The 15,189-nt window shown below is 72.2% G+C and carries 17 protein-coding genes and 1 pseudogene; 7 read left to right on the top strand and 11 right to left on the bottom strand.

The genetic code is table 11. The features are described from left to right. Position 1: 1 nt before the first annotated feature. Positions 2-184, top strand: a complete 183-nt coding sequence (locus ACSU6Z_RS11185) for a DUF397 domain-containing protein (RefSeq protein WP_437044816.1) — start codon at positions 2-4, stop codon at positions 182-184. 278 nt (positions 185-462) lie between these two features. Here ACSU6Z_RS11185 and ACSU6Z_RS11190 read toward each other — a convergent pair whose 3' ends face one another. Beyond that, positions 463-1,620, bottom strand: a complete 1,158-nt coding sequence (locus tag ACSU6Z_RS11190; RefSeq protein ID WP_437044818.1) for an acyl-CoA dehydrogenase — start codon at positions 1,618-1,620, stop codon at positions 463-465. A 194-nt stretch (positions 1,621-1,814) separates the two neighbouring features. On the opposite strand from ACSU6Z_RS11190, the gene ACSU6Z_RS11195 reads away from it, so the two are divergent. Next, positions 1,815-3,158 carry a UDP-glucose dehydrogenase family protein gene (locus tag ACSU6Z_RS11195; protein WP_437044820.1) on the top strand — a complete coding sequence of 448 codons (1,344 nt, stop codon included), beginning with the start codon at positions 1,815-1,817 and terminating at the stop codon, positions 3,156-3,158. A 173-nt stretch (positions 3,159-3,331) separates the two neighbouring features. Here ACSU6Z_RS11195 and ACSU6Z_RS11200 read toward each other — a convergent pair whose 3' ends face one another. Further along, on the bottom strand, positions 3,332-3,841 hold the full coding sequence (locus tag ACSU6Z_RS11200) for a CGNR zinc finger domain-containing protein (RefSeq protein ID WP_437044822.1): 510 nt from the start codon (positions 3,839-3,841) through the stop codon (positions 3,332-3,334). A gap of 91 nt (positions 3,842-3,932) precedes the next feature. Here ACSU6Z_RS11200 and ACSU6Z_RS11205 point away from each other — a divergent pair, with 91 nt between their 5' ends. Together ACSU6Z_RS11205 and ACSU6Z_RS11210 are read left to right on the top strand one after the other, a co-directional pair. Then, positions 3,933-4,301, top strand: coding sequence for a VOC family protein (locus tag ACSU6Z_RS11205; protein ID WP_437044824.1), 369 nt, complete (start codon positions 3,933-3,935; stop codon positions 4,299-4,301). Between the two features lie 25 nt (positions 4,302-4,326). After that, on the top strand, positions 4,327-4,719 hold the full coding sequence (locus tag ACSU6Z_RS11210; protein ID WP_437044826.1) for a VOC family protein: 393 nt from the start codon (positions 4,327-4,329) through the stop codon (positions 4,717-4,719). A gap of 16 nt (positions 4,720-4,735) precedes the next feature. On the opposite strand, the pseudogene ACSU6Z_RS11215 reads toward ACSU6Z_RS11210, so the two are convergent. Together ACSU6Z_RS11215 and ACSU6Z_RS11220 are read right to left on the bottom strand one after the other, a co-directional pair. Then, a pseudogene (locus ACSU6Z_RS11215) lies at positions 4,736-5,086 on the bottom strand (transposase); the annotation flags it as partial. A gap of 349 nt (positions 5,087-5,435) precedes the next feature. Further along, positions 5,436-6,056 carry a TetR family transcriptional regulator gene (locus ACSU6Z_RS11220; RefSeq protein WP_437044828.1) on the bottom strand — a complete coding sequence of 207 codons (621 nt, stop codon included), beginning with the start codon at positions 6,054-6,056 and terminating at the stop codon, positions 5,436-5,438. A 140-nt stretch (positions 6,057-6,196) separates the two neighbouring features. On the opposite strand from ACSU6Z_RS11220, the gene ACSU6Z_RS11225 reads away from it, so the two are divergent. Beyond that, a complete protein-coding gene (locus ACSU6Z_RS11225; RefSeq protein WP_437044830.1) occupies positions 6,197-7,042 on the top strand; it encodes a class I SAM-dependent methyltransferase in 846 nt (281 codons plus the stop codon). A gap of 470 nt (positions 7,043-7,512) precedes the next feature. Here the strand turns inward: ACSU6Z_RS11225 and ACSU6Z_RS11230 are convergent, their stop codons facing one another. Continuing rightward, entirely contained in the window at positions 7,513-7,971 is a 459-nt protein-coding gene (locus tag ACSU6Z_RS11230) for a MarR family winged helix-turn-helix transcriptional regulator (protein WP_437044832.1), read from the bottom strand. Positions 7,972-8,130: 159 nt separating this feature from the next. Here ACSU6Z_RS11230 and ACSU6Z_RS11235 point away from each other — a divergent pair, with 159 nt between their 5' ends. Then, positions 8,131-9,096, top strand: coding sequence for an alpha/beta hydrolase (locus ACSU6Z_RS11235; RefSeq protein ID WP_437044834.1), 966 nt, complete (start codon positions 8,131-8,133; stop codon positions 9,094-9,096). Between the two features lie 124 nt (positions 9,097-9,220). Here the strand turns inward: ACSU6Z_RS11235 and ACSU6Z_RS11240 are convergent, their stop codons facing one another. From ACSU6Z_RS11240 to ACSU6Z_RS11250, 3 genes are all read right to left on the bottom strand, one after another. Further along, on the bottom strand, positions 9,221-9,391 hold the full coding sequence (locus ACSU6Z_RS11240; RefSeq protein ID WP_437050533.1) for a hypothetical protein: 171 nt from the start codon (positions 9,389-9,391) through the stop codon (positions 9,221-9,223). A 42-nt stretch (positions 9,392-9,433) separates the two neighbouring features. Continuing rightward, positions 9,434-10,600: a dipeptidase gene (locus ACSU6Z_RS11245; protein WP_437044836.1), complete on the bottom strand. Its 1,167-nt coding sequence runs from the start codon at positions 10,598-10,600 to the stop codon at positions 9,434-9,436. Between the two features lie 93 nt (positions 10,601-10,693). Further along, positions 10,694-11,053 (bottom strand): MerR family transcriptional regulator, encoded by a 360-nt coding sequence (locus ACSU6Z_RS11250; RefSeq protein WP_437044838.1) that lies wholly within the window; start codon positions 11,051-11,053, stop codon positions 10,694-10,696. A 66-nt stretch (positions 11,054-11,119) separates the two neighbouring features. On the opposite strand from ACSU6Z_RS11250, the gene ACSU6Z_RS11255 reads away from it, so the two are divergent. Further along, the gene (locus tag ACSU6Z_RS11255; RefSeq protein ID WP_437044840.1) at positions 11,120-12,268 is read left to right on the top strand and encodes an alkene reductase; all 1,149 of its coding nucleotides are present in this window, start codon (positions 11,120-11,122) and stop codon (positions 12,266-12,268) included. On the opposite strand, the gene ACSU6Z_RS11260 is transcribed toward ACSU6Z_RS11255, so the two are convergent. The 3 genes from ACSU6Z_RS11260 to ACSU6Z_RS11270 are packed head-to-tail and all read right to left on the bottom strand — an operon-like array spanning position 12,217 to position 15,091. After that, entirely contained in the window at positions 12,217-13,404 is a 1,188-nt protein-coding gene (locus ACSU6Z_RS11260) for a dipeptidase (protein WP_437044842.1), read from the bottom strand. The genes ACSU6Z_RS11255 and ACSU6Z_RS11260 overlap by 52 nt on opposite strands. A gap of 5 nt (positions 13,405-13,409) precedes the next feature. Next, the gene (gene purE, locus ACSU6Z_RS11265; RefSeq protein ID WP_437018990.1) at positions 13,410-13,934 is read right to left on the bottom strand and encodes a 5-(carboxyamino)imidazole ribonucleotide mutase; all 525 of its coding nucleotides are present in this window, start codon (positions 13,932-13,934) and stop codon (positions 13,410-13,412) included. After that, positions 13,931-15,091 carry a 5-(carboxyamino)imidazole ribonucleotide synthase gene (locus ACSU6Z_RS11270; RefSeq protein ID WP_437044844.1) on the bottom strand — a complete coding sequence of 387 codons (1,161 nt, stop codon included), beginning with the start codon at positions 15,089-15,091 and terminating at the stop codon, positions 13,931-13,933. Before ACSU6Z_RS11270 ends, purE begins: the two co-directional genes overlap by 4 nt. Between the last annotated feature and the right edge of the window lie 98 nt (positions 15,092-15,189).

Here is a 15,189-nt window from a genome sequence, read left to right on the forward strand (position 1 = left end):
CATGCAGACCTTTGACTGGCGAAAGTCCACCTACAGCGGCGACGGCTCGAACTGCGTCGAGATAGCCACCACCCCGGGCACCGTCCTGGTCCGCGACTCCAAGAACCCGGCCGGCCCCCACCTCGCCCTCCCGCCCGCCGCCTGGGCGGACTTCCTCTCCCACCTGACGGACGCCGATCGCTGAGCTCGGTGTTCACGTCGACGAGCCCAGTGCCCCTCGGCCGACTCGGCGCGTCCGGTGGTCCCTCCCTGCCGGACGGCAGGGGGTGACAGCGCGGTTCGGGGGGTGCCCGTCCTCCGGCCTCGGCGCTCCACGGCTGTGGGGCTCCCCGAGCATGACCGGGACACGAACCGTCCGGTGCCCGGCCTCGCCCGCCGGGGCGGGCAGCCGGAGGAGGCCGCGGACGCCGGCAGCCCCGGCCGCCGGGGGCCGGGGCTGTGATCCCGCGGGGCGTGCGGGGCCTACGGCAGGTTCCTCGCCATCACGATCCGCTGGACCTGGTTCGTGCCCTCGTATATCTGCGTGATCTTGGCGTCGCGCATCATCCGCTCCACCGGGTAGTCACGGGTGTAGCCGTACCCGCCGAGGAGCTGGACCGCGTCCGTGGTGACCTCCATCGCCACGTCGGAGGCGAAGCACTTGGCGGCGGCGCCCTGGTAGGTGAGGTCGGCGTCGCCGCGTTCGGAGGCGGCGGCGGCCTGGTAGGTCAGGGCGCGGGCGGCCGAGATCTTCATGGCCATGTCGGCGAGCATGAACTGGACGCCCTGGAAGTCGGCGATCGGCTTGCCGAACTGCTTGCGCTCCCTGACGTAGCCCTTGGCGTAGTCGAGGGCGCCCTGGGCGATGCCGAGGGCCTGGGCGGCGATGGTGATGCGGGTGTGGTCCAGGGTCTTCATCGCCGTGGCGAAGCCGGTGCCCTCCGCGCCGATCATGCGGTCGGCGGGGATGCGGACGTCGTCGAGGTAGACCTCGCGGGTCGGGGAGCCCTTGATGCCGAGCTTCTTCTCCGGGGCGCCGAAGGAGACGCCGGGGTCGGACTTCTCGACGACGAAGGCGGAGATGCCCTTGGAGCGCTTGGACGGGTCGGTGACGGCCATCACCGTGTAGTACTCGGAGACGCCCGCGTTGGTGATCCAGCGCTTGACGCCGTTGAGGACCCAGTGGTCGCCGTCGCGGACGGCCCTGGTCTTCATGCCGGCGGCGTCGGAGCCCGCGTCCGGCTCGGACAGGCAGTACGAGAACATCGCGTCGCCCTTGGCGAGCGGGGCCAGGTACTTCTTCTTCAGCTCCTCGGAGCCGGAGAGGATCACCGGGAGCGAGCCCAGCTTGTTCACCGCCGGTATGAGCGAGGACGAGGCGCAGGCGCGGGCGACCTCCTCGATGACGATGACCGTGGCGAGCGCGTCGGCGCCCGCGCCGCCGTACTCCTCGGGCACGTGCACGGCGTGCAGGTCGCCTGCGACGAGGGCGTCCAGCGCCTCCTGCGGGAAGCGGGCCTCCTCGTCGACCGCGGCGGCGTGCGGCGCGATCTTCGCCTCGGCCAGCGCGCGGACGGCGTCGCGGAGCATGTCGTGCTCCTCGGACGGGCGGTACAGGTCGAAGTCAGCCGATCCGGCCAAGGTCTCTCACGCTCCAAAACGCTGTGATGTGGCGCCCACTGAGCTAACTACCGTTAAGTAACCAAGATTTTAAGGCTCCGCCGGTGCTCCTGGGTAGGTGAGCTTGGCGACAGCGGGAAAGCCGCCCGGCGGGGCCCGCTCCCCGCCCCGGATATGCTCGGGCCGCACGACTGCCGCACATCCCTGGAGCACCCATGGCCCTGAAGATCACCGTGATCGGCACCGGCTACCTCGGCGCGACGCATGCGGCGGCCATGGCCGAGCTCGGCTTCGAGGTGCTGGGGCTGGACGTGGTGCCCGAGAAGATCGAGAAGCTCCGGCGGGGCGAGGTCCCCATGTACGAGCCCGGTCTGGAGGAGCTGCTGCGCCGGCACGTCGCCGGGATCGAGGGCTCCAGCGGGCGGCTGCGGTTCACGACGGACTTCGAGGAGGCGGCGGCCTTCGGCGACGTGCACTTCGTGTGCGTGAACACGCCGCAGAAGCACGGCGAGTACGCGTGCGACATGAGCTACGTCGACGCCGCGATCGCCTCGCTCGCGCCGCACCTGAGGGGCCCGGCCCTCGTCGTCGGCAAGTCGACCGTGCCGGTCGGTTCCGCCGACCGGCTCGCCGCCTACCTGGCCGAGCACGCGCCGGCCGGGGGCGACGCCGAGCTGGCGTGGAACCCGGAGTTCCTGCGCGAGGGCTTCGCCGTCCAGGACACCCTGCACCCGGACCGGATCGTGGTGGGCGTGCGCAGCGAGCGGGCGGAGAAGCTGCTGCGGGAGGTGTACGCCACGCCGATCGCCGAGGGCTCGCCGTTCGTGGTGACGGACTTCCCGACCGCGGAGCTGGTGAAGACGTCCGCGAACTCCTTCCTCGCCACCAAGATCTCGTTCATCAACGCGATGGCGGAGGTGTGCGAGGCCGCGGGCGGGGACGTGGCGAAGCTGGCGGAGGCCATCGGGTACGACGACCGGATCGGGAAGAAGTTCCTGCGGGCCGGGATCGGCTTCGGCGGCGGCTGCCTGCCCAAGGACATCCGGGCCTTCATGGCGCGCGCGGGCGAGCTGGGCGCCGACCAGGCGCTGACGTTCCTGCGCGAGATCGACTCGGTCAACATGCGCCAGCGCGGCCGGATGGTGGAGCTGGCGCGGCAGGCGCTGGGCGGCGGGCCGTTCCTGGGCAAGCGGGTCGCGGTGCTCGGCGCCACCTTCAAGCCGGACTCGGACGACGTGCGGGACTCGCCGGCGCTGAACGTGGCCGGGCAGATCCACCTCCAGGGCGGCCAGGTGACGGTGTACGACCCCAAGGGCATGGACAACGCCCGGCGGCTGTTCCCGACGCTCGGCTACGCCGGTTCGGCGCTGGAGGCGGTGCGGGGGGCCGACGTCGTGCTGCACCTGACGGAGTGGCGGGAGTTCCGCGAGCTGGACCCCGAGGAGCTCGGCGAGGCCGTGGCCGCCCGGATCGTCCTGGACGGGCGCAACGCCCTCGACCCGGAGGCGTGGCGGCGGGCCGGGTGGACGTACCGGGCGATGGGGCGTCCCACCGCGTAGCCGGCGCCCCGCCGCGCGGACGGCCGCGGGCGCACGGGGCCGGAAGGCCACAGGCGTACGGGACGAGACGGCCCCGGGCGCACGGGGCCGGACGGCCGTGAGGGCGCGGGGCGCCGGTCCCGCCCGGGCCGGTGTCCCGCCGTGCGCCGGGCCACGGGGCGCGGGTCTCCCCCTCACGCCCCCTTCGCGCGGTAGCGGCGCATCTTGGCGCGCGCCCCGCACACCCGCATCGAGCACCAGCGCCCGCGTCCGGCGGGGCTGCGGTCGTAGTACGCCCAGTGGCAGTCGGCGGCCTCGCACGCCTTGAGCCGCATCCAGGTGCCGTCGGCCAGGGCCCCGGCGACGGCGGCGGCGACCCGGGAGAGCAGGGGCGGGCGGGCGGCGGCGGGGGCGAGGGCGGCGGTGCCGTCGGCCGCGTCGACCGTGACCACCAGGGGCGCGGCGGCCAGCAGGTCGCCCAGCGGCGTCACCGGGCGGTGCGGCGGGTGGCCGGCGTGGGCGAGCAGGGCCGCGCGCAGCGACTCGCGCAGTTCGCGCGCCGCGGGCACGTCGTCCTCCGCGAGGCCGAACCGCTCCCGGCTCCGCGGTGTGCCGAGCGAGTCGGCGCCCGTCCCGAGGTCCAGCGTGTTCACCAGCTCCTCGACCAGGGCCAGGCTTCCCGGCGCCGGCGACCTCCCATTCATGGTTGCGACGTTACCCCCGGTGCGGGAGCATGAGGTAACGGTTACCGGTTGCCCGGGTCAGCGGGTAACCGCGGACTCCGAGGAGGAAGTCATGGCCGTCGCCGAACTGGGCATCGTCGTCCTGGACTGCCCCGACCCCCGCGCCCTGGCCGGTTTCTACGCCGCCGTGCTGGGCGGCACGGTCGAGGAGGACCCCGGGAACACCGACTGGGTCACCCTGAAGCCGCCCGGCGGGCAGACCCTGGCCTTCCAGGCCGCCCCCGGCTTCGTACCGCCCCGGTGGCCCTCCCCCGACCACTCGCAGCAGTTCCACCTGGACCTGGACGTGCCCGACCTGGACGCGGCGGAGAAGGCCGTGCTGGAGCTGGGGGCCGAGCCGCTGGACACCGAGGACCGCACCCGGAGCTTCCGGGTTTACGCGGACCCGGCCGGGCACCCGTTCTGTCTCTGCGTCTGCTGACGCCCCACATCCGGAGGTTGTGTCCATGGCACCCGTGGCACGTGTCCGTTCCATCGTCCTCGACTGCCCCGATCCGCACGAGCTGGCCCGCTTCTACGCGCGGGTCGCGGGCGGCGAGCCCGTGGAGGAGAGCCCCGACTGGGTGGTGCTCCAGGTCCCCGGCGGGCCGCGGCTGGCCTTCCAGCGGGTCTCCGGCCTGACCCCGCCGGAGTGGCCGCGCCCGGACCGCAACGCGCAGCAGCTCCACCTGGACTTCGACGCGGGGTCCACCTGGGAGGAGGTCGACGCGGCCCACGAGAAGGTGCTGGCGCTGGGTGCCCGGCCGCTGGACCTGGAGGACCGGGAGAAGAAGGACTTCCAGGTGTACGCCGATCCGGCGGGGCATCCGTTCTGCCTGTGCCGGATCGAACACCCCTAGAGATCGTCTTCAAAGGTCAGATCCAGAGCAGGATTGAGGCGATGGTGACGGCGGCCTGGTAGGACTCGCGGGTCTTGTCGTAGCGAGTTGCCGGGCCGCGCCACTGCTTGAGGCGGTTGAAGCAGCGTTCGACGACGTTGCGGCGGCGGTAGACGGACCGGTTGAAGCCGGGTGGCCGGCCGCCGCGTGTGCCGCGGTTCAGTCGGCCGAGGGCCTGGTCGACGCGTTCGGGGATCGTGTGCGGGATGCCGCGCCGTCGCAGGTAGGCGCGGATCTTCCGGGAGCTGTAGCCCTTGTCGGTGACCACGTGGTCGGGGCGGGTGCGTGGGCGTCCGGGCCCGATCCTGGGCACGCTGATCGAGCCCATGAAGACGATCTCTAGGCCCTGTCGTCAGGGAAACAGTGGAGGCGCCCGGCCGGAGTTCCCGGCCGGGCGCCTCCCTGTTCCGTGCCGCCGTACGCGTCGGAGCGAGCCGCTGCCTCGACGAAGTCCGAGAAGGCCTTCGGCGTCACCTTGAAGGCGGCCGCGCCACCACCCGCAGGCTGAAGCAACGCCTGCCGCCGGACGCTCTCAGGGCTGCCGCGGACGGGGGACACGGTGAGCTTCGGTGGGCGGCCCGGCTTTTCCTTTCGGCAGCAACGGCTCGGGCCGGGCCCACTGGCCATTCGCTGGATCCCCCGCCCTCGGAGCGACCACTGCGGATATTGATCCACTTCTACGGCAGGTCCTCAGTGGCCGCGGCACCGCCGGGTCCGGCACCGACGAGTACGGCGACCAGTCGTTCCGCCTGTTCGCGGGGGTCCGGCACGTCGGCCCAACTCGTCATCAGGAGGTGGTGGACGGTTCCGACGAGGGCGAGCGCGATCGAGGAGGTGTCGGTGGTGTCCGGAAGGCGCCCGAGCCGCTGTTCGCTGTCCAGATAGGCGGCGATCGCGCCCTGGATCGCGGCAAAGCCCGGCGAGCCGGCCTCCAACGCCCGGCGAATCCGGAGAGAAGCGGCGGGGCGGGTCAGGGCCAGGCCGATGACCGCGGGGTCCAGGGAATTCAGGAGTGTGAGCGCGACCGTGACGAGGTTGCCGGCCACGGTGGCCCGGCCTGCTTGTGCGGGGAGCCCGTCGGTCTGTCGCGCGGCGCGCGCGAACCGGTCCAGGACCAGCTCGGCGATGAACTCGTCCAAGCCGTCGAAATGCGCGTGCAGCAGCCCCTTGGCGCAGGCCGCCTCTCCGGTGATCGCTCTGCTGGTCAGGGCGGCCGGGCCCTCTCGGGCCAGGACCCGTTCCGCGGCGTCGAAGAGCCGTTCGCGAAGGTCGAGGATCGCTACTCCACGCGGTGACACAGGCCTCTCCCGGTACGGGTCGTACGGCATCGCGTCCTGCTCCGGCGATAAGGGATTGCCGGTATGGGCGCACGCCCATAGTGTTTGGGCGCACGCCCATACTAATTCCGGCAACCACCGCATCCCCCAGGAGGCCGCGCATGCAACGCATCGTCAACACCGACCAGGCGCAGGCATGGAACGGGTATGAAGGCAACCACTGGGCCCAAAACCAGGTCCGCTGGGACGCCGTGAACGCCGGCTTCAACAAACCCCTGCTCGCCGCCGCCGCGATCCAGGAGCGCGACCGCGTTCTGGACATCGGCTGCGGAACCGGGTGCACGACCCGACTGGCCGCACGCCGGGCCCGAAGCGGCCGAGTCCTGGGCCTGGACCTGTCGGCACCGATGCTGGCGCGCGCACGCGAGACCGCGCAGCGTGAAGGCATCCCCAACGTGGCCTTCGAACAGGGAGATGCCCAGGCCTACACCTTTGAGCCAAGCACGTTCGACGTCGCGATCAGCCGTTTCGGAGTGATGTTCTTCGCCGACCCCGTCGCCGCCTTCACCAATATCCGGCGCGCCCTACGCCCCGGTGGCCGCACGGCGTTCATCTGCACGGCCGGGTCCGAGGGCAACGAGTGGCTTCAGGCCGTCGCGGCACTGCGCGACATCCTGCCTGTCGGAGAGTTCGGCGCACTGGAGAGCCCCGGAATGTTCTCCTTGGCGGACCCGGACCGCACCGGCGAGATACTGTCCGCCGCTGGATTCGAGCACATCGACGTCGTGCGCGTGGACGCATACGGGACATGGGGCCGGAACGCCGCCGACGCTGCCGCCTTCCTGCTGGCCTCCGGACCCGGACGCCACCTGACCGGCCAGGTCGAACAACAGACTCGGGACCGCGCCCGCCAGGCACTCACGGACATCCTCGGCATCCGCGAGGAGAACGGCGCACTGCGACTGCGTACCCCCGCCTGGCTGGTCACCGCCAACCGCCCGAAGTAGCCGGGCCAGGCCGGCCGGCTCGCCCGGCCGCGACAGCCCGGTCACTTCACTTCGAGGTCAACGTGCTGGTCCCGGACATCGATGAGCCGCTGTGCCCAGCCCTCCCAGGGGGTTGGGGAACATCCGTGTCAGATCGTGCGCCAAGCCTCCGTCGGCCCTGGTGGGCGGCTGACGGGGTGTCGGCTCCCCGCCACGTCTGAAGTCCTTCCGGAGACAACGCCCTGGTCATCTGCGGCATCGCCGAGCGCGACCTGCGGCGACGTCCTCGGGCCGATGCGCAAAGCGGTCCCGTTATCCGCGGCAAGGGAGAAGCTGTGACCGCCGTCACCGGGCTCCCGACCGGGAAGGTGCTGACCGTCCAGGCGGCGGCCGACATCTTCCTGGACTCGCTCGGCAGCCTGCTCGCGCCCGGCGACAGCAGGCGCTGACCGTGCCGACCGCCTGTGTGCCGGTCGGCTCGCCCGGCGGGGTCAGTTGCGGGTGACGTTCGCGGTGAGCAGGCGGAGCAGGTGTTTGGCGGTGGCGTCCTGCTCGGGGGTCAGGCCCATGGCCTCACCGATGGCCAGGGGGACGGTGCGGGCCTTCTCGCGGAGGTCCGTACCGGCCTGGGTGAGGCGTATGGCGACGGAGCGCTCGTCGTCGGAGCGCCGCTCACGGTGGATTAGGCCGCTGGCTTCCAGACGCTTGAGCAGAGGGGAGAGGGTGCTGGACTCCAGCTGGAGCGCGGTTCCCAGCTCGCGGACGGAGACCGAGTCCTGGTCCCACAGCACCAGCATGACCAGGTACTGCGGGTAGGTCAGCCCCAACTCCTCCAGCAGCGGCCGGTAGCGCGTGGTGACCGACCGCGAAGCGGCGTACAGGGCGAAGCACAGCTGGTCCTGGAGCAGGAGCGAGCCCTGTTCTGCGGCGTGGTGCGCGGCCTGGGCCATGACCGGGTCCTAACGTCGAACGATCGGAACTCCATCCTACCATTCCAGTCGCGCACGACTACATATAGCTCAATTAAGTTGTGCACGATTCAATCGCGCAGTACTGTTCTTGTCGTACCCGCCGAACGACTGGCTGACACGACCCACGAGGAGCGCCCCATGTCCGAGACCACCACCCGCCCGGTGCTGGAGCCGGCCGCCGCCGCCTTCGCCGAGGCCACCGCGAACCCGCCGTACCTCTTCGACCTCGGTCCGGCCGAGGGCCGCAGGACCGTCGACGAGGTGCAGTCCGGTGAGATCGGCAAGCCGGAGATCGCCGAGGAATGGGTGACCGTCCAGGGCGGCCCCACCGGATCGGTCCGGGCCCGCATCGTCCGGCCGGCCGGCGCCGAGGGGACGCTGCCGGTGATCATCTACATCCACGGCGCCGGCTGGGTCTTCGGCAACGCGCACACACACGACCGGCTGGTGCGCGAACTGGCCGTCGGCGCCCGGGCGGCCGTCGTCTTCCCCGAGTACGACCTGTCTCCCGAGGCCCGCTACCCGGTGGCCATCGAGCAGAACTACGCCGTCGCCCAGTGGATCGTCCGCGAGGGTGCGGCCAAGGGCCTGGACGCCACGCGAATCGCGGTGGCCGGCGACTCCGTCGGCGGCAACATGTCAGCTGCGCTGACACTGATGGCCAAGGAGCGCGGCGACGTACCGCTGGTCCAGCAGGTGCTGTTCTACCCGGTCACCGACGCGAGCTTCGACACCGGCTCCTACCACCAGTTCGCGGAGGGGTACTTCCTGCGCCGCGACGCCATGCAGTGGTTCTGGGACCAGTACACGACCGACGAGCAGCAACGCGCCGAGATCACCGCCTCCCCGCTGCGCGCCACCACCGAGCAACTCACCGGCCTGCCCGCAGCCCTGGTCATCACCGCCGAGGCCGACGTGCTGCGCGACGAGGGCGAGGCCTACGCCAACAAGCTCCGCCAAGCAGGCGTCCCGGTCACCGCCGTGCGCTACCAGGGCATCATCCACGACTTCGTCATGCTCAACGCCCTGCGCGAAACCCACGCCGCCGAAGCCGCCGTCAACCAGGCCGTCGCCACCCTGCGCACGGCCCTCGGCACCGTGTGACCCAGCCATCCCCCAGTCTGCGGCCCGGGCAACACAGACGCCCGGGCCGCAGCATTCCTGCCACCGGAGCAAGGCCCGCTTCACAACGCCTTGCCATGGCGAAGGCATGGGTACACGACAACGGTCAGTTGTCCTCGGCGGCGTCCGGATGGCGCAAGGGCCGCATGCCACCGGGCAGTTCCGGCAGCTGGAAGGAGTAGCGGCCCGGCATGTCGATGTGGTGCCGTACGAACGGGGGGGGGGAGGCGGGCCGGCTCGTGCGGCTCGGGGCAGTCGAGGACGAGGGAACGGACACGTGCCACGGGTGCCACGGGCACAATCGCGGTGCCGTCAGCCGTCAACCGTCGAGCTCGGCGATCGTCGCCGTCGACGGCTCGCGGCGCCGCTGGAACGCGCGGACGGTGAAGTCCGCGACGCGCAGCACACGCTGCACGTTCCCCCAGGTCAGCAAGGCCACGTCGGACTCCTCCCAGCCGCGCCGGAGCAGCTCGGCGATCAGGCGGGGGTAGCAGGAGGCGTCGTCGAGCTCCATCGGGTGGGCGGTCCCGGTGTCGTACGCGCCGGACAGGGCGACGCATCCGGGGCCGGCGACGGCGCGGACGTGGTCGAGGTGGTCGGCGACGTCCCGGACGGCCGGGCCGGTCTGCTCGGCGGTCAGCGGCACCATGCACAGGCCCCCGGCGGCGCCGAGTTCGGCGAGCAGGTCGTCGGGGAGGTTGGCCGGGTGGGGGCGCAGGGCGTGGGCGGCGGAGCGGGTGCACAGCACGGGCGTCCTGGAGATGGCGAGGACGCGACGGACGGTCCGCGGGGAGGCACCGGAGAGGTCGGCGAGGACGCCGAGCCGGTTCATCTCGCGCACGACCTCCTCACCGAACCGGGTCAGCCCCTCCTCGCCGGCCCAGGTGGCGCCGGTCAGCGTCAGCACGCGCAGCCCGAGGGCGCGCAGGCAGCGCAGGGTGCCGAGGCTGTCGCCGAGGGCGGCGGCACCGGCGGGACCGAGCAGGACGGCGACGCGTCCGCAGTTGCGGGCGTCCACGGCCTGTCCGGCGTCCTCGGCCAGGCGCAGGTACTCGGGATGGGCCCGCACGACCGTCCTCACCAGGTCGAGCTGGTCCAGGGTGGCGCCGACGGCCCGGTCGCCGTCGAGGCCGTCGGGCAGGTGCAGTGACCAGAACAGGGCGGCCACGCGGCCCTCGCGCAGCCGCGGCACGTCGGTGTCGACGGCGCTCTCGCCGAGGTCCAGGTCGTACCAGGGCAGGCGCTTGAGGGCCCAGGCCAGTCCGCTGTAGCCGTCGGCCACGGGGTGGGAGGCGAGCACGGCGCGGGCCTGCTCCAGCGGGGCGTCGTCCGGGCCGGAGAGGGGCCCGCCGGCCCCCTGCTCGGGGGCGTCCACCGGGATCGGCACGGACAGATCGTCGAGCTCGTCGGCCTCCGGAGCGGCGCGCAGGTCGTCGAGCTCACCGGCCTCTGGAGTGGCGTGCAGGTCGTCCTGGAGGTCTGCCATGGCGGGCTCCGTACGGTCGTCGTGCAGTACTGTCACCGTCGCACGGAGCCCGGGCGGCTTCCTGGTGGGCGGGGCGTTCGGGGGTACGCCGGTTCAGCGGCCCCGGGCCGTGTCGATCACCTCGTCCAGGGTGTCCCGCGAGCGGACCAGATCGGCGATCGTCCGGTCGATCCGCTCCCGCTCGGCGATGAGGTCCGTCACCAGTTTCGGCGTGGCGATCGCGGAGGGACGGCCGTCGGCGTCCCGCATGCAGGGCAGCAGCTGGGCGATCTTGCTGCTGCACAGTCCGGCGGCGAACAGCTCCTGGATCCGGACGACCCGGTCGACGGCCGCCTCCGGGTACTCGCGGTGCCCGCCGGGCGTGCGCTCGGCCGCGAGCAGCCCCTGCTTCTCGTAGTAGCGCAGCGAGCGTTCGCTGACGCCGGTGCGCCGGGCCAGTTCACCGATCCGCACCTTCCCCCATCCCTTCTCCCGCCGGGACTTGATTCTGACACCAATGTCAAGTTTTAGTGTACCGGCATGACGAACGCGACGAAGCTCCTCGCACCCGCCTCCCTCGGTCCGCTCTCCCTCCCCAACCGCCTCCTGATGGCCCCGCTGACCCGCAACCGGGCCGAGGCCGACGGCACGCCGACCCCGCTGATGGCCGAGTACTACGCCCAGCGCGCCTCCGCCGGCCTGATCATCGCCGAGGCTTCGACGCCGAACGCGGTCGGGCAGACGTACCCGAACATCACCGCGATCCACACCGCTCGGCACGTCGAGGGCTGGCGGCGGGTCACCGACGCGGTGCGCGAGGCCGGGGGCGGGGGGATGTTCCTCCAGCTCCAGCACGGCGGCCGGGTCGGCCATCCCGCGACCAGCGGGCTGACGCCCCTCGCGCCGTCGCCCGTGCCGCTGCCCGAGACGATCTTCACGCCGGGCGGGCACCGGCCGGCCGTCGTACCCAGGGAGATGACGGCCGAGGACATCCGCACCACGATCGCCGACTTCGCGCGGGCCGCCCGCAACGCGAGGGACGCCGGGTTCGAGGGGGTGGAGGTGCACTCGGCCAACGGTTACCTCCTGCACCAGTTCCTGGCCCGCAACACCAATCGCCGCACGGACGGCTACGGCGGCTCGATCGCCGGGCGGATCCGGTTCACGGCCGAGGTGACCGAGGCCGTGGCCGCCGAGATCGGGGCCGACCGGGTGGGCTTGCGGATCTCCCCCGGCAACACCGTCAACGGCATCGCGGAGGGCGAGACCGAGGAGGTCTACCCGGCGCTCGCCGAACGGCTCGGCGGGCTGGGGCTGGCCTACCTGCACCTGGTCTTCGCCGACCCGGACAGCCCGGTCTTCGGCGAGATCCGCGCCGGATGGCCGGGAACGCTGGTCGCCAACCCGGTGCTGAGGGAGATGTCCGGCCCGGCGATCGAGGAGGCGTCCGTGCGGCTGCTGGAGGCCGGGGCCGACCTGATCGCCCTCGGCCGGCCCTTCCTCGCCAACCCCGACCTGGTGACCCGGCTGCGCCTCGGCGCCCCCCTGAACCAGGTACGGGACCGCTACCTGATGTACGTGGGCGGGGCGACCGGCTACACCGACTACCCCACCCTCGCCGAGGCCGGTGCGGCCGCTCAGCCGTCCAGCGACTCGATCGTCGCGTTGGACGGCGCCCGCGTGGCCTGAAGGTCCCGGGCCACGTCCTCCGCCGCGCCCAGCACCCGCACCGCGTTCTTCCAGGTCAGCTTGGACAGGTCGGCCTTGGACCAGCCGCGCTCCAGCAGCTCGGCGATGAGGTTGGGGTAGCCGGATACGTCGTCGAGGCCGTCGGGGGTGAAGGCCGTGCCGTCGTAGTCGCCGCCGATGCCGAGGTGGTCGACGCCGGCGACCTCGCGCATGTGGTCGAGGTGGTCGGCGACCGTGGCCGCCGTGGCGACCGGGCGCGGGACGCGCTCCTCGAAGGCGCGGTGGACCCTCATCGCCTCGGGGCTGGTGTCCAGGTGGTGGAAGCCGTGCGCGCGCATGTTCTCGTCGGCCGCGGCCGTCCAGTCCACGGCCGCCTGGAGCACGAACTTCGGCACGAACGTCACCATCGCGACGCCGCCGTTGGCGGGCAGCCGCTCCAGGACGTCGTCGGGGATGTTGCGCGGGTGGTCGCACACGGCCCGCGCGGACGAGTGCGAGAAGATCACCGGCGCGCTGGAGGTGTCCAGCGCGTCCCGCATCGTCGTCGGCGCGACGTGCGAGAGGTCGACCAGCATGCCGAGGCGGTTCATCTCGCGGACCACCTCGCGGCCGAAGGCCGACAGGCCGCCGACGCGCGGCTCGTCGGTCGCCGAGTCCGCCCACGCCACGTTGTCGTTGTGGGTGAGGGTCAGGTAGCGCACGCCGAGCGCGTACAGCGCGCGCAGGGTGGCGAGCGAGTTCGCGATCGAGTGGCCGCCCTCGGCGCCCATGAGGGAGGCGATGCGGCCCTCGGCGCGCGCCGCCTCCATGTCCGCGGCCGTGTACGCGGCGCGCAGATCGCGGGGGTGGCGGTCGATCAGCTGCCGCACGCAGTCGATCTGCTCCAGCGTCGCCGGGACCGCGTCGGGCAGGTCGGAGCGGACGTACACCGACCAGTACTGCGCTCCGACGCCGCCCGCGCGCAGGCGGGGGATGTCGGTGTGCAGGTGGGCGGCCTGGTCGACGGCGATGTCGCGGGCGGCCAGGTCGTAGCGGACCTGCTCGCGCAGCGCCCAGGGCAGGTCGTTGTGGCCGTCGGCGACCGGGAACTCGCGCAGGAGCTCCCGGGCCTCCTCCAGCGGGGTCGTCGCCGTCACCGCCGTCACTTCCCGAAGCCGAAGCCGGCGCCGGCCCCCTGGGTCTTGGACCGCAGGCGGCGGCCCTTCTCGGTGGCCTGGTCGTTCAGGTCCTGCTGGAACTCGCGCATCCGGGCGAGCAGCTCCTCGTCGTGCGCGGCGAGCATGCGGGCCGCGAGGAGACCGGCGTTGCGGGCGCCGCCCACGGAGACGGTCGCGACGGGCACGCCGGCCGGCATCTGCACGATCGAGAGCAGGGAGTCCATGCCGTCCAGGTACTTCAGCGGCACGGGCACGCCGATGACCGGCAGCGGGGTGACGGAGGCGAGCATGCCCGGCAGGTGGGCGGCGCCGCCCGCGCCGGCGATGATCACCTTCAGGCCGCGGTCGGCCGCCTGCTCGCCGTACGCGATCATCTCGCGCGGCATGCGGTGCGCGGAGACGACGTCCACCTCGTAGGCGATCCCGAACTCGTCGAGGGCCTTGGCGGCGGCCTCCATCACGGGCCAGTCGGAGTCCGATCCCATGACGACGCCGGCAACGGGGCTCATTCGGTGATCGTCCCTCTCAGGTAACCGGCAGCGTGACGGGCGCGCTCCAGCACGTCGTCCAGGTCGTCGCCGTAGGTGTTGACGTGGCCCACCTTGCGGCCGGGCTTCACGTCCTTGCCGTACATGTGGATCTTGAGCTGGGGGTCGCGGGCCATGCAGTGCAGGTACGCGGAGTACATGTCCGGGAAGTCGCCGCCCAGGACGTTGACCATGACCGTCCACTTGGCGCGCGGGCGCGGGTCGCCGAGCGGGAGGTCGAGCACGGCCCGGACGTGGTTGGCGAACTGGGAGGTGATCGCGCCGTCCATCGACCAGTGGCCGGAATTGTGCGGGCGCATCGCCAGCTCGTTGACGAGGATCCGCCCGTCGCGGGTCTGGAACAGCTCGACGGCGAGGTGGCCGACGACGCCGAGTTCCTTGGCGATGTTCAGCGCCATCTCCTCGGCCCGCAGGGCGAGGTCCCGGTCCAGGCCGGGCGCGGGGGCGATGACCGTGTCGCAGACGCCGCCGACCTGGCGGGACTCGACCACCGGGTACGCCACGGCCTGGCCGTGCGGGGAGCGCACGACGTTGGCGGCGAGCTCGCGGACGAAGTCGACCTTCTCCTCCGCGAGGACGGGGACGCCGGCGCGGAAGGGCTCGGCGGCCTCCTCGACGGAGTCGACGACCCAGACGCCCTTGCCGTCGTAGCCGCCGCGGACCGTCTTCAGGACGACGGGGAAGCCGTCGCCCTCGGCGCCCTCGGGCAGGCCCTCGCGGGCGAAGGCGGCCACGTCGGCCGGGTCGCTGACGATGCGGTGCCGCGGGCAGGGCACGCCGATCGCGTCGAGCCTGGCCCGCATCACGCCCTTGTCCTGGGCGTGCACGAGCGCGTCCGGACCCGGCCGGACGGGGATGCCGTCCGCTTCCAGGGCGCGCAGGTGCTCGGTCGGGACATGCTCGTGATCGAAGGTGATCACGTCACAGCCGCGGGCGAACGCGCGCAGTGTCTCCAGATCGCGATAGTCGCCGACGACGACATCGTTCACGACCTGGGCCGCGGAGTCCTGAGGAGTGTCACTGAGGAGCTTGAACCTGATGCCCAGCGGGATGCCCGCCTCGTGTGTCATACGAGCGAGCTGGCCCCCGCCGACCATGCCGACTACCGGGAACGTCACACCCCTAGCGTATCGGCCACACGGCGGTGCCGGTCCCCCGGCCGGTTCGCCCCGTTCCGGGTGGGCTTCGGCCCTCGTCCACAGGAAGATCACGGGTG

This window comes from Streptomyces sp. enrichment culture (assembly GCF_964273145.1).
Taxonomy (GTDB): Bacteria; Actinomycetota; Actinomycetes; order Streptomycetales; family Streptomycetaceae; genus Streptomyces.